Source organism: Arthrobacter sp. 8AJ, assembly GCF_902506025.1.
GTDB lineage: Bacteria > Actinomycetota > Actinomycetes > Actinomycetales > Micrococcaceae > Arthrobacter.
On sequence record NZ_LR733289.1, the window covers coordinates 2,986,058 to 2,999,734 of the forward strand.

The 13,677-nt window shown below is 67.4% G+C and carries 11 protein-coding genes; 9 read left to right on the top strand and 2 right to left on the bottom strand.

Annotated elements, in window-relative coordinates:
- The first annotated feature begins 47 nt into the window (after positions 1-47).
- From BACI349Y_RS13810 to BACI349Y_RS13840, 7 genes are all read left to right on the top strand, one after another.
- Positions 48-1,481 carry an ABC transporter permease gene (locus BACI349Y_RS13810; protein WP_159632590.1) on the top strand — a complete coding sequence of 478 codons (1,434 nt, stop codon included), beginning with the start codon at positions 48-50 and terminating at the stop codon, positions 1,479-1,481.
- Between the two features lie 2 nt (positions 1,482-1,483).
- Positions 1,484-2,191: an ABC transporter ATP-binding protein gene (locus tag BACI349Y_RS13815; protein ID WP_159632591.1), complete on the top strand. Its 708-nt coding sequence runs from the start codon at positions 1,484-1,486 to the stop codon at positions 2,189-2,191.
- Between the two features lie 144 nt (positions 2,192-2,335).
- Positions 2,336-3,406, top strand: a complete 1,071-nt coding sequence (locus tag BACI349Y_RS13820) for a Gfo/Idh/MocA family protein (protein ID WP_159632592.1) — start codon at positions 2,336-2,338, stop codon at positions 3,404-3,406.
- 207 nt (positions 3,407-3,613) lie between these two features.
- A complete protein-coding gene (locus BACI349Y_RS13825) occupies positions 3,614-4,573 on the top strand; it encodes a hypothetical protein (protein WP_159632593.1) in 960 nt (319 codons plus the stop codon).
- 90 nt (positions 4,574-4,663) lie between these two features.
- Positions 4,664-5,944 carry a hypothetical protein gene (locus tag BACI349Y_RS13830; protein ID WP_159632594.1) on the top strand — a complete coding sequence of 427 codons (1,281 nt, stop codon included), beginning with the start codon at positions 4,664-4,666 and terminating at the stop codon, positions 5,942-5,944.
- A gap of 286 nt (positions 5,945-6,230) precedes the next feature.
- Positions 6,231-7,526: a serine/threonine-protein kinase gene (locus BACI349Y_RS13835; protein ID WP_159632595.1), complete on the top strand. Its 1,296-nt coding sequence runs from the start codon at positions 6,231-6,233 to the stop codon at positions 7,524-7,526.
- Positions 7,523-8,026, top strand: a complete 504-nt coding sequence (locus BACI349Y_RS13840; RefSeq protein ID WP_159632596.1) for a hypothetical protein — start codon at positions 7,523-7,525, stop codon at positions 8,024-8,026. Before BACI349Y_RS13835 ends, BACI349Y_RS13840 begins: the two co-directional genes overlap by 4 nt.
- An 87-nt stretch (positions 8,027-8,113) precedes the next feature.
- On the opposite strand, the gene BACI349Y_RS13845 is transcribed toward BACI349Y_RS13840, so the two are convergent.
- Positions 8,114-10,333 (bottom strand): NADP-dependent isocitrate dehydrogenase, encoded by a 2,220-nt coding sequence (locus BACI349Y_RS13845; RefSeq protein WP_159632597.1) that lies wholly within the window; start codon positions 10,331-10,333, stop codon positions 8,114-8,116.
- Positions 10,334-10,662: 329 nt separating this feature from the next.
- Between BACI349Y_RS13845 and BACI349Y_RS13850 the strand changes: the two genes are divergently transcribed.
- Positions 10,663-11,631 (top strand): trypsin-like serine peptidase, encoded by a 969-nt coding sequence (locus tag BACI349Y_RS13850; protein ID WP_159632598.1) that lies wholly within the window; start codon positions 10,663-10,665, stop codon positions 11,629-11,631.
- Positions 11,615-11,788, top strand: a complete 174-nt coding sequence (locus BACI349Y_RS13855) for a hypothetical protein (protein WP_201302447.1) — start codon at positions 11,615-11,617, stop codon at positions 11,786-11,788. Before BACI349Y_RS13850 ends, BACI349Y_RS13855 begins: the two co-directional genes overlap by 17 nt.
- A gap of 85 nt (positions 11,789-11,873) precedes the next feature.
- Here BACI349Y_RS13855 and purH read toward each other — a convergent pair whose 3' ends face one another.
- Positions 11,874-13,559, bottom strand: coding sequence for a bifunctional phosphoribosylaminoimidazolecarboxamide formyltransferase/IMP cyclohydrolase (gene purH, locus BACI349Y_RS13860; RefSeq protein WP_159632599.1), 1,686 nt, complete (start codon positions 13,557-13,559; stop codon positions 11,874-11,876).
- Positions 13,560-13,677 lie beyond the last annotated feature (118 nt).

The window sequence follows — 13,677 nt, forward strand, 5'->3', positions numbered from 1 at the left end:
GATGGGAAGCCGGCCTCCCGCGCCGGCACCTGAGCCATAGGAGTAACGTGAGCGTCCTTGCCCGAAGCGTAGGCAATGCCTTCAGAAACAAGGTCCGCACCGCAGCTGTTGTTGCGGTGCTGGCCGTCGCCATTGGCCTGGCACTGGCCATGCTGGTGGCGAACCAGGCAGTCGGGGCGAAAGTGCAGGAGCTCAACGCCTCCGTCGGCACCGTCCTGACCGTCAACCCCGCCGGCGGCCAAGGCTTCGAAGGCGGCGGAGAGCCGCTCACAGCCGACCAGGCAGCCACCGCCGCCGGCGTCCCCAACGTCAGCGCCGTCGTCGGGACCTCATCCCTGCGGCTGCGGAACGCGGCTGCTGCCGCAGCACAAACGGCGCAGGCTGGACAAACCGCACCGGGCGGCCAAACCGGGCAGGCGGGCCCCGGCGGCCAGGCCGCAGCGACCCTGACCACGAGCCTTACCGCCGCGGTGGACGCAGGCACCCTGGGCAACCGCAACCAGCAGGCCAACGGAACCACTGGATCCACCGGAAGCACGCAGCAGCCGGTCCGGTCGCTGCCGATCACCGCCACGGGTATCGGCGCTGAAGTGGACACCACCGGCAAAACCCTGAACATTACCCAGGGCACCGGGCTGGGCGACTACTCGGCAGCCTCCACCGGGGCGCTGCTGGGAACCACCCTGGCGGAGAAGAACGGCCTATCCGTCGGCTCCACCTTCACCATCAATGACCAGACCTACACGCTAACCGGACTGTTCGACGCCGGAACGGCCTTCGGCAACAACGCTGTTTATGTCACCCTCCCCACGGCCCAAACACTCGCCGGGACGCCCGGTGAACTGTCCAGCATGATCGTCACGGTCAACTCGATGGACAACGTCGCGACCACCAAGACGGCCCTGCAGGCCGCCCTCGGCACCGACAAGGCAGACGTCACCCAGGGGCAGAACCTGCAGACCGCCGTCAGCTCCCTGGACAGCGTCAAGAACATCTCCTTCATCGCCTTCATCGCCGCCCTCGGAACCGCCGGGCTGATCATCCTGCTCATCATGGTGATGCTGGTCCGCGAGCGCCGCCACGAAATCGGGGTCCTGAAAGCCATCGGCGCACCCAACCGCACCATCGGCCTGCAGTTCGTCCTCGAAGCCCTGGTCCTCGCGGCCCTGGGCAGCGCAGTGGGCGCAGCCATAGCATCCTTCGCCAGCGGCGGCATCGCGTCCGCCCTGATCAGCAGCAACACCACCACAACCACTGCCAGCACGGGCCGCGGCCCCGGCGGGGCGGGCGGCTTCCCGGGCGGCCAGGGCGGCCCCTTCGGCGGCGCCTCCCAGCTCCTGAACTCGGTCACCGCGAGCGCATCGCCGGGCGTGATCGCCAGTGGCATCGCCGCCGTGTTCGGCGTGGCCATTATCGGCGCCCTGGTACCCGCGCTGCTTACCGCGCGCATCCGTCCCATCGAAGTCCTGCGAGGAGAATAGCCATGATTGAAGTCAAGAACCTGGTCCGCACCTTCAACTCCGGTGACCGCACCATCAAGCCGGTCAACGATGTCAGCTTTGTCCTGGAGCAGGGCACCCTGGCCTCCATCGTGGGCAAGAGCGGCAGCGGCAAGAGCACCCTGCTGTCCCTGCTGGGTGCGCTGGACAAACCCACCAGCGGGGACGTCGTGGTGGACGGCGTGAGCCTGGCAAGCCTGCCGGACACCAAGCTGACGGAATACCGGCGCAGGGACATCGGCTTCGTGTTCCAGCAGTTCAACCTGATCCCCAACCTGTCCGCCGTGGACAACGTCATGCTGCCCATGGAGTTCGCCGGGGTCCGCAAGGCCGCGCGGCTGCAGCGCGCCAAGGACTTGCTGGAACAGGTCCAGCTTGATCCGTCCAAGCACGACCGGCGGATCAACAGGCTCTCCGGCGGCGAGCAGCAGCGCGTGGCCATTGCCCGCGCCCTGGCCAATGAGCCGAAACTGATCCTGGCGGACGAGCCCACCGGCAACCTGGATGAGCAGACCGGCGACCACATCATCGAGCTCCTCAACTCGCTGAGCCGCGACCACAACACCACCATCCTGGTGGTCACCCACGACAGGGTCCTGGCGAACAAGACCGACCGCCGGTTCCGCCTGCAGCAGGGCCAGCTGACGGAAGAGCCGGTCCGGGGACGGAGCGCCGTCGCCGCCACGGCCTGACCCGGAGAAACCGGGCCCGGCAGGGCCGGCGGCGGGGGAAACGCCCAAAGCGTCCTCCCGCCGTCGGCCTCTTTCCGCTGCCAGCCACCGCACGGGGCGCGGAATTCCGGGGCCGTCCGGCGGCCCTGTGACAGGATTGCAGCTATGACTGCTCCGATCGCAAAGCCGTGGCTTTCCAGCCAGCCCAACCAGGATCCCCGGTCCGCCACCGGGGCTCCCCTGCGCTGGGGAATCATCGCCACGGGCAGCATTGCCCGCGCCGTCTCGCAGGATCTCGCGCTGCTTGATGACGCCGAGCTGTATGCGGTCAGTTCCAGGGCGCAGGACACCGCGGACGCGTTCGCCGTGGCGTACGACTTTTCCAAGGCGTACGGGGACGACGGCGGGGTGCCCGGCTACCAGCGGCTGCTGGCCGATGACGCCGTGGATGTTGTGTACGTCGCGACCCCGCACGCGCAGCACCACGAGATGGTTCTCGCCGCCCTCAACGCCGGCAAGCACGTGCTGTGCGAGAAGGCTTTCACCATCAACGCCCGGGAAGCGGCGGAACTCATCGAGGTGGCGCGCAGCCGGAAGCTCTTCCTCATGGAGGCGGTCTGGAGCCGGTTCCTGCCCTCGATGCAGCGTGCCTTCGACATCGCTGCTTCCGGAGAGCTGGGCGACATCCATTGGGTGACCGCTGACCTTGGGTTCCCGGCACCGTACTCCCCCACCGCCAGGCTGTGGGCCCGGAAGGACGGCGGGGGCGCACTGCTGGATCTGTCCGTGTACCCACTCCTGTGGGCGCTCGGCACGCTTGGCTTCCCGCAGACCGTCAGCGCCACGGGCTTCGTCAACGACGACGGCGTCGATGCGCAGAACGCCCTGAGCCTTGGCTACGGCCACGCCGCCCAGGTCCAGCTCACCTCCTCCCTGCTGGCCCACGGACCCCGCACTGCCACGGTGGCCGGCAGCCTGGGCTTCCTGCAAAGCGTGGGCTCCATCAACAACCCCCGCGAACTGGTCATCGCGAAGGGGTGGGAGGACCGCCGGACGGAGACCTTCGACGTCGTGGGAAAGGGCTACGCCTACGAGCTGCGCGAGGTGATGAGGTGTGTCCAGCAGGGGCTGACTGAGAGTCCGGTCATGCCGCTTGAGGACACCCTGAACACCATGCGCCTCTTCGACGGTGTGCGCGCACAGCTCGGCGTGACCTACCCCAACGACAGCCACTAGCAGGATCATCAAAGGCTGCGTTCGACGGCGGCGGGCAGCTTTGGCCCGCTGGTCACACCACTGTGGCTGCCCGATTCTGCCTTGACAGTTTTCTGCGCCCGTGTCCGGCATTTGTAAATTCCCTTTAGTGAATGCTGGACTTCAGGCGATAAGCAGTCTTAGCATTTAGAAAGCATCGATTGCGCCGGTCACTGGGGGGTGGTACGCATGGCTCGTAGTAGTTCGCCATGGCATGCCCTGCGCCCACTGCTCCTGGCAGGAGCAGCCGCGGCCACCTGGTTGACTCTCTCATCTACGGCTGCAACTGCCGATGCCGGCACCGATTCCACTTCACTGCTCGGCGGCGCCACCAGTTCGGTGTCTTCCCTGAGCCAGGATCTTGCAGCTGCGGTTTCACCGGCCCCTGCCGGGTCGGCGGCTGGACCAGCCGCGTCCCCCGGGCTGCTGCAGCCTGTCGTAACGCCGGTTGCCGGCCTCGCGGACAACCTTATTGCCGCCGTTCCCGTGGTGGACCAAGTGGTTCCGGCCGGAACGGTTTCAGAGGTCTCGGCTCCCCTTGCTGAGCTGGCCGATACCGTGGCTGCCGGTGTAGCCCAGGAAGTCGCAGCCCCTGCAGCCGAGGCGGTTCCGGTCCTGGAGCCTGTGCTCCAACCGGTTTCAGATCTTTTGACCGGAACTGTTCCGTTGCCCGTCCCGCCCTTGGATGCCGTGCAAGTGGACGTTCCCGCCGAGGTGGTCCCTGCTCCCGCGCAGGATCAACCGGCAGCCGTGGACGATGCGCCGGGTGCCATGAACACGGCCCCGGAATCTGACCAGGCTGTTGAAGTCTCATCCACGGCACCAGCAGCCCACCCCGGCGCGTTCATGGAAGCCGCGGGCGCGGGCATCCTGGCCCATACGGCGGCGCCGCAGTCCGGGGAATCCGTGACGGCTGGCGCCGTCCAGGAGCAGCCCCTGCCGGACACGTTGCCCCTGCGTGCCCAGGCTCCGGCAGCCCCGGCGTCCGGCACGGGCAGCGGAGGATCAGCGGGCGGAGCGTCCCCTGCCGCTGCGTGGCTCGACCCTTTCGACTTCGATTTTGACCGGGCCGGAAGTGTTCGCGCCGACCGGTCCTCCGAGCATGCCCCTGCGCCGGTGTCGTTCGACCCCGGCTCTTCCCCTGACTAGTTGAGGCCCTCTGCCCTCCCGAGGGCAGCACGCGGCTTTACGGGCAGCTGTCCAGCGCCCGGACACTCAACTATTTCAGGAGTAAACACCATGAACTGCACCCTTCGCAGGGGGTTGCTGAGCACCCTCTTTGCCGGCGGCCTCCTGGCCTTCGGCTGCGCCACCGCCAACGCGGCGGACACCACCAGCGGGACGGATCTTTCCGCCTCCGCCCTTATCTCGGCGGCGGCACCCGCTGACTCGACGTCGTTGGGCCTGCTGGGTGACCCAACGCCGGCCGGATCAACAGGTGTCGCCGCCGCAGTGGACGTCAACCTCGGACTGGGGACTGTGGCGACCACTGATCCCGCCGCCATCGCCACCGGAACAACGGACGGCACCACGGCGAACCTCGCCGTCGGTGCCGCCGTGGACCTCGGACTCGGGTCTGTAACCACCACTGATCCCGCAACCACCGGCACCACCGACCTGGCAGCCGCGGCAGACGTCAACCTCGGCCTCGGCACAGTGACCACCACTGATCCTGCCACCACAGGCACCACCGACCTGGCAGCGGCAGCAGACGTCAACCTCGGCCTCGGGACCGCGACGACCACCGACCCCGCAACCACCGGCACCACCGACCTGGCAGCGGCAGCAGACGTCAACCTCGGCCTCGGCACCACCGGCACCGGGACTACGGACGGCACCGTGGCAGACCTCGCGGTCGATGCAGCCGCAGGCCTGGGCCTGGGCGGCCTCACCGATGGTGACGCCACCGGTGCCGGCAGCACGGTGGACGCAGCCCTCGACATCACCCTCGGGGCTGTCACGGACGGTGACACGGCAGGTGTCATCGATGCAGGCGCGGACCTTGGTGCTGCTGTGGGCGCCGGGACAGCAGACGGCAGCGGCCTGGATGCTGTGGTCGACCTTGGCATCGACCTCGGCATCGGGCTCATCGGCGACAACACCACAGGCACGCCGGGAACTTCCGATCCCGGCACCACCCCGGGTGACGGAACCACGGGCGACACCGGAACCCTTGACCCCGGAACCCTTGACCCGGGAACAGCTGATCCCGGAACGATGGATCCCGGCACCAGCACCCCGGGCTCGGACATCACGGGCGGCGACTCCAGCGGTGGCGCCGGTGATACAGGAACAGAGGGCTTCGCGGCAGCACCGGCCGGCTCAACCGCGGTGAGCGGGGCAATCGGTACCGTATCGGTCCCCCGCGGCACCACGGCCGCCGGTAATGCCGCCCTTGCCAACGGAGGCGCTGCCCACACCGGCCTCGCCAAGACCGGCTGGGACGGATCGCTGGTCCCCCTGGCCCTGCTGCTCCTGGCCGCCGGACTCCTGGCGCTCCGCAAGCGCAAGGTGTCCTAGCGGCCCCACGGCAGGACAGTAACCGCCCGCGACTGTGCGCCTGAAGCGGCAGCACCCGGCGGGCTGACGGAAGGAGGACAGCAGCCCCGAAACACAACAACAGCACAAGAAACATGTCGTCAGCACACATGTCCTTGAAGCCGGTGGTCCGGCGGCGAAGGTTCGTAAAATCGCCGCCGGGCCGTCGGCGTGCCGGAACGGGAAAGCCTGGTCAATCGCTGCTTCCACCTCACCGCCCGTATAATTTGAGGTACGACAGTGCCGCAGCGCACCGGGAGGAACGGTCATGGTGGCGGAATCGCCTAGCTCCATCAAGAATGAAGTTGTCGGCGGTCGCTACCGGTTGGGTGATGTCATCGGCCGCGGCGGAATGTCATCGGTGTACTGTGCGCGGGACGAAAACCTGGGCCGCGACGTCGCGTTGAAGCTCTTCGCCCCGCAGGCCCCGGACGCGGATGAACTCAAGCGCCAGGAAGCGGAGATCCGGCTCCTCGCCACACTCAACCACCCCGGTCTGGTAACCCTCTTCGACGCCGGTATCGATGACCGCATTCCGGATGAGCCCCGGCCGTTCCTGACCATGGAGCTCGTGGAGGGCCAGGACCTGCGCGCCCGTATCCGGCACAGCAGGGTACCCCTTGAAGAGCTGAGCGTCATCGGCGCGGGCATCGCGGACGCGCTGGCCTATGTGCACGGTCTGGGCATCATTCACCGCGACATCAAACCGGGCAACATCCTCCTGGTCCAGATCCGGCCCGGCGAGCCTCTGCGGCCCAAACTCACGGACTTTGGCATCGCCAGGATCGTGGATTCCACCCGGCTCACTGCCACGGGCACCATGGTGGGCACCGCCGCCTACCTCAGCCCGGAACAGGCCCTGGGCAAGCCGCTGTCGTCAGCCACGGACATCTACTCCTTCGGGCTGGTGCTGCTGGAATGCATCAAGGGCACCGTGGAATACCCCGGCAGCGCGGTGGAATCCGCGGTTGCCCGGCTTCACCGCGCCCCGGAAATTCCCGACGACGTCCCCGCGGAGTGGGCCGACCTCATCCGTTCCATGACCACCGTCGAGCCGCTGGAGCGGCCATCGGCCGCCGACATCGAGACCGCCCTCCGCCAGGCGTTGGTTTCCCCGGCCTCAACGCCCGGAGAACTGGTGCCGGAGACCACGCGGGTACTGCCGGCCATGCCCTTCCACCCTCCGACCATCACTGCCGAAGAGTCGGTGGATGACGTCCGGGAGGCAGCCGGGGCCACCGGAGCGACGGGGTCCTCTGACGATCCGTCGGCCCAGGCTCCTGCGACCGCATCTGATCCTGCGCCCGCATCTGATTCTGTCCGGCAATCCGGTTCCGGGACGGCGGCCACCCCCTCCCCGGCCAAGGCTGCCGGCAAGCCCCGCCTCTCACGGAACCAGCGGATCTGGCTTGCCGTGGTGCTCGCTGCCCTGGTGATTGCCGCAGCCGCTGCCGCGGTGATGATGAGCATCTCCGCCCGGCCCGCCGACGTCGTCCCCTACCCCACGGTGACCGGTGTCCTGGGCGACCACCTGCAGGAACTTCAAAAGAGCGTGGCGCCGTGACCCTTCGGCAGGCCGTGCCGGGCCGGCTGCTGCTGGCCTGCGTGGCGGCCCTGCTGGCAGCCACCTTCCTCAACGCCTGTGCCGCCCCTGGGAGCGGGCTGCAGCGCGAAGCGGCAACACAGCTCCAGGCGCGGGTCCTTGAGGTAACCCAGGCTTCCTCCCAAAACGATCCCGCAGCCGCGCTCAAGGCACTGGAGGGCCTCGAAGCGGACCTTTCGGCTGCCCAGGCGAAGGGCCAGGTCTCCGAAGAGCGGCGCCGCAGCATCACCACCGTGGCCACCGCCGTCCGGGCAGACCTCACCGAAGCGGTTGCCGCGCAGGCGGCGGCCGCGAAGGCTGCCGAAGACGCCCGCGTTGCCGCCGCCCAGGCAGCCCAGGATCCCTCCCCCGCACCTGCGTCTCAGGCAGCTCCCGCACCGGCCCCGGCACAGGGCAGTGCCGGCGGCAACGGAGCGGACGGCGGCAAGAACAACGGTGACAAGGGCAAAGGCAAGAACTGAACCGCGCCCAGGCTAAGTGACAAAGCAAAAGAAGCGGTGCTCCGGTGGAAACCGGGGCACCGCTTCTCTCTGCCTTACCAGCCGGTACTAGGCCAGGCTGGCGATGACCTTGTTCAGGGTGGCGGAAGGACGCATCACGGACGAAGCCTTGGCGTCATCCGGGCGGTAGTAGCCCCCGATGTCCACAGGTGAGCCCTGGGCCTCGGCCAGCTCGCCCACGATCGTTTCCTCCTTGGAGGAAAGCTCGTTGGCGACCGAGCTGAACGCGGCGGCCAGGTCGGCGTCGTCCGTCTGCTTGGCCAGTTCCTCGGCCCAGTAGCGGGCCAGGAAGTAGTGGCTGCCACGGTTGTCCAGTTCGCCGGCACGGCGGCTCGGGGACTTGTTCTCCAGCAGGAAGGTGCCGGTGGCGCGGTCCAGCGTGTCGGCCAGGACCTGGGCGCGGGCGTTGCCCGTGGTGGTGGCCAGGTGTTCGAAACTCACGGCCAGGGCCAGGAACTCACCCAGGCTGTCCCAGCGGAGGTGGTTTTCCTTGAGCAGCTGCTGGACGTGCTTCGGGGCCGAGCCGCCGGCGCCGGTCTCGAAGAGTCCGCCGCCGTTCATCAGCGGGACGACGGAGAGCATCTTGGCGCTGGTGCCCAGTTCCAGGATGGGGAACAGGTCCGTCAGGTAGTCGCGGAGCACGTTGCCCGTGACGGAGATGGTGTCCTGGCCCTTGCGGATGCGCTCCAGGGTGAAGGCAGTGGCCTTGACCGGGGCCATGATCTGGATGTCCAGGCCCTCGGTGTCGTGGTCCTTCAGGTATTCGTTGACCTTGGCGATCAGGTTGGCGTCGTGGGCACGTTCCTCGTCCAGCCAGAACACGGCGGGGGTCTGGGAGGCGCGGGCGCGGGTGACGGCCAGCTTGACCCAGTCGCGGATGGGGGCGTCCTTGGTCTGGCAGGCGCGCCAGATGTCGCCCTCGGAGACTTCGTGCTCGATCAGGACGTTGCCGGAGCCGTCAACGACCTGTACCTTGCCGGCTTCCTGGATCTCGAACGTCTTGTCGTGGCTGCCGTATTCCTCGGCCGCCTGTGCCATGAGGCCGACGTTGGGCACGGTGCCCATGGTGGTGGGGTCGTAGGCGCCGTTGGCGCGGCAGTCATCGATGACCACCTGGTAGATGCCGGCGTAGGAGCTGTCCGGAAGCACGGCCAGGGTGTCCGCTTCCTTGCCGTCCGGGCCCCACATGTGGCCCGAGCTGCGGATCATGGCGGGCATGGAGGCGTCCACGATGACGTCGCTGGGGACGTTCAGGGTGGTGATGCCCTTGTCAGAGTCCACCATGGCCAGGGCGGGACCGTCTTCCAGGCCCTTCTTGATCAGGTTCTGCACGCCGTCGCGGACGTCTTCCGGCAGGTCCTCGAGGCTGCTGAGGATGGCGGCAAGGCCGTTGTTGGGGCTGATGCCGGCGGCGGAGAGCTGCTTGCCGTAAGTCTGGAACAGTTCCGAGAAGTAGGCCTTGACCACGTGGCCGAAGATGATGGGGTCCGAGACCTTCATCATGGTGGCCTTCAGGTGCGCGGAGAACAGCACGCCTTCTTCCTTGGCGCGGGCAACCTGGGCCTTCAAAAACTCGTCCAGGGCGGCGGCGCGCATCACGGTGCCGTCGATGACCTCACCGGCCAGGACCGGGAAAGCCTTCTTCAGGACCTTCACGGACCCGTCTTCACGGACCAGCTGGATGGCGATGGTGCCGTCTGACTCGATGACCACGGACTTCTCGTTGGAACGGAAGTCGTCCTGGCCCATGGTGGCCACGTTGGTCTTGGAGTCGGAGGTCCAGGCGCCCATGGAGTGGGGGTTCTGGCGTGCGTAGTTCTTGACGGACAGCGGCGCGCGGCGGTCCGAGTTGCCTTCACGCAGGACCGGGTTCACGGCGGAGCCCTTGATCTTGTCGTAGCGCGAGCGGATGGCGGTTTCCTCGTCGGAGGAGGGGTTGTCCGGGTAATCCGGCAGGGCGTAGCCCTTGCCCTGCAGCTCGGCGATGGCCGCCTTCAGCTGCGGGATGGAGGCGCTGATGTTGGGCAGCTTGATGATGTTGGCTTCCGGCGTCTTCGCCAGCTCACCGAGTTCAGCAAGGGCGTCACCGATCTGCTGCTCCGGGGTGAGGTAGTCACCGAACACAGCAATGATGCGGCCGGCGAGCGAAATGTCGCGGGTCTCCACCTCCACACCTGCAGTCGAAGCGAACGCCTCGATGATGGGCAGGAACGAATAGGTAGCCAGCATCGGCGCTTCGTCGGTGTGGGTGTAGATAATCTTGGACATGCGCGGGCGTCTCCCTGTGGGTCGGCTTGGTTGTGAAAAATTCGGTCTATTTCACCATGTACAACTTACCCGAGGACATGGCGTTGAACCGTACCGGAGTCCCAGCGTTACCCCGGCGGTGGGCAGGATTACAGCGATGGAGAACGGCCGACGGCGGGACACGCCCGGGTGCCGGGGCCGCCGTCGCCACCAAGGGGGCGGCCGGGGCAGTGAAAGGGTCCTAAGCCGGTATTTGATATCTCACTACTGTGTACAAACTTGTCCGGTGGCGATAAATTCGCTAAGTCACTCCCGATCCAGGGCCCAAACCCCGTTCAGACAGGACAACAATGACACGCACCAGGTCTCTGGCTTCCGGCCTCCTGACTTTCTCGGCTGCCGCCGTGCTGGCACTCACCTCGGCCGGCGGGGCCTCTGCCGCGCCCGCACCGTCGGATGGACATGAAGCCCCGTCCGTGGCCGGCGTCACGCTCAATGCCGACGGCGCAGCGGATTACTGGACTCCGGAGCGCATGCAGAGCGCCGTCTCAGGTGACACCCTGGCCGGCAAGGCGCTGGGCCGCGGCAACCGCTCCAGCGCCGCCCTGGTCGAGAAGGGCAAGCCTTCCTCCACCAAGGGGACCAAGGGCAAGCCCACCATTGCCCAGAGCGAGAATCCCGTCTCCCACATCGGCAAAGTCTTCTTCACCATGGGCGGCACCAACTATGTGTGCTCGGGCAACGCCGTCGCCTCGACCAACGGCAGCACCGTGGCTACCGCCGGTCACTGCGTAAACGAGGGCCCGGGCGCGTACGCCACCAACTTCGTCTTCGTGCCCGCCTACGACAACGGCGCGGCACCCTACGGCAAGTGGACCGCCAGGGCCCTGTACGCCCCCACCCAGTGGGCCTCCAACGGCGACATGACCTACGACACCGGCTTCGCCGTCGTGAATACGGACAGCAACGGTGACCGGCTCACCGACGTTGTCGGCGGCTCTGGCACTGCCTTCAACCAGGCACGGGGCCTGACCTACACCTCGTACGGCTACCCGCAGGCCTCGCCGTTCAACGGCACGTCACTGTTCAGCTGCACCGGTACGGCCACGGATGACCCGAACAACCCCCAGTTCGGTACCCAGGGCATCCCGTGCGACATGACGGGCGGCTCCTCGGGCGGCCCGTGGTTCATCGGCATCGGCTCAGACGGCGTACAGAACTCCATCAACAGCTATGGCTACAACGGCTCAGCGGTGATGTACGGCCCGTACTGGGGCAAAGTCATCCAGGCAACCTTCAACAGTGCAGCAAAGTCCTAAGGCACCTGATCCGAAGGAGGATCCCGTCAGCCACGTGGACCTGAACCAGTCCCCCGAGGAAGTCCTCGAGTACTGGACAGAGGAGCGGATGGCGGCGGCGAAGCCCCGGGAGATTCAGCTCCCGGAGCCCGGCCCCGGCCAAGACGACCAGGACTGAACCAGCACAACGACGACGGCGCCCGTCCCCTGCACAGGGGACGGGCGCCGTCTCGTTAATCCGGGCCCGCGATGAAGCGTGGCTATCAGTGGAAGAAGTGGCGGGCTCCGGTGAAGTACATCGTGATGCCGGCGGCGTTCGCTGCGGCAATGACTTCCTCATCCCGGACGGAACCGCCCGGCTGCACCACGGCGCGGACGCCGGCGTCGATCAGGATCTGCAGTCCGTCGGCGAACGGGAAGAACGCGTCGGAGGCGGCCACGGCACCGCGGGCCCGCTCAGGTGCGCCTGAACCGCTCGCGTTGGAAGCGCCGCCGGCACCGTCGACGTCGGACTCCACCGTGACACCCAGGGTGTTGGCCCGCTCCACGGCCAGGCGGCAGGAATCCAGGCGGTTGACCTGGCCCATGCCGATGCCCACTGCGGCGCCGTTCTCTGCCAGGAGGATGGCGTTGGACTTCGCGGCCCGGCAGGCGGTCCAGGCGAAGGCGAGGTCCGCGAGGGTCTTGTCGTCCGCGGCTTCACCGGCGGCGAGGGTCCAGTTGGCGGGGTTGTCGCCTTCAGCGTCCACCTTGTCCGTGACTTGGACCAGCATGCCGCCGGAAACCTGGCGGAACTCCGTGGGGTAGCGGCCGTAGCCCTCGGGCAGGGCGAGCAGGCGGATGTTCTTCTTCTTGGAGAGGATCTCCACGGCCTCGGGCTCGAAGCCGGGAGCGATGACCACCTCGGTGAAGATGTCCTTGACGGTGTTAGCCATGCCGGCAGTCACGGTGCGGTTCGCGGCGATGACGCCACCGAACGCCGAGACCGGATCGCAGGCGTGCGCCTTGGCGTGGGCATCGGCAATGGGGTCCGCGGCATCGGCGGACCCGACGGCCACACCGCACGGGTTGGCGTGCTTGATGATGGCGACGGCGGGCTCAGCGAAGTCGTAGGCGGCGCGCAGGGCGGCGTCGGCGTCAACGAAGTTGTTGTAGCTCATGGCCTTGCCGTGCAGCTGGTCCGCCTGGGCGATGCCCATCGGCGCAGCCTTGTCCACGTACAGGGCGGCCTGCTGGTGCGGGTTTTCGCCGTAGCGCAGGACCTCGGAACGCTCCAGGGACAGGCCGGCGTAGGCGGGCCAGTCGATGACGCCGTCGCCGTCCTCGTCCAGGAACTGGCTGGCGGTCCAGGTGGCCACCGCGTTGTCGTAGGCAGCGGTGTGGGCGAATGCCTTGGCAGCGAGGCGGCGGCGCGTCTTCAGGTCGAAGCCACCGGCGGCGGCAGCCTCCACCACCTGGCCGTAGAAGGACGGATCCACCACGATGGCGACGGCGGCGTGGTTCTTCGCGGCCGACCGCACCATGGCGGGGCCGCCGATGTCGATCTGCTCCACGACGTCATCCTGCGCGGCACCGGACTTGACGGTTTCCACGAACGGGTAGAGATTCACCACCACCAGGTCGAAGGCTTCGATGTCCATGCTGGCGAGGGTTTCCATGTGGGCGGGGAGGCGGCGGTCCGCCAGGATTCCGCCGTGGACGCGCGGGTGCAGCGTCTTGACGCGGCCGTCCAGCATCTCGGGCGAACCGGTGACTTCCTCAACCTCCTGCACGGGAATGCCCGCGGCGGCGATCTTCTTGGCCGTGGAACCGGTGGAGACGAGCTTTACGCCCGCGGCGTGCAGGCCCGTTGCGAGCTCCTCCAGACCGGTTTTGTCGTAAACCGAGATCAGGGCCCGGCGGATGGGTACACGGTCAATGGATACGCGCTCATGCTGCGTGAAGCTCACAAATGTCTCCGTCTTATCTCGCGGAACAGGGCCGCGGTTGGTGGGGATAGGGCCAGTTTATCGCGAAGGCGCGGTTGGCCGGTGTGTCAGCCGGAGTGTGAACGCCGTGGGGGCGGGC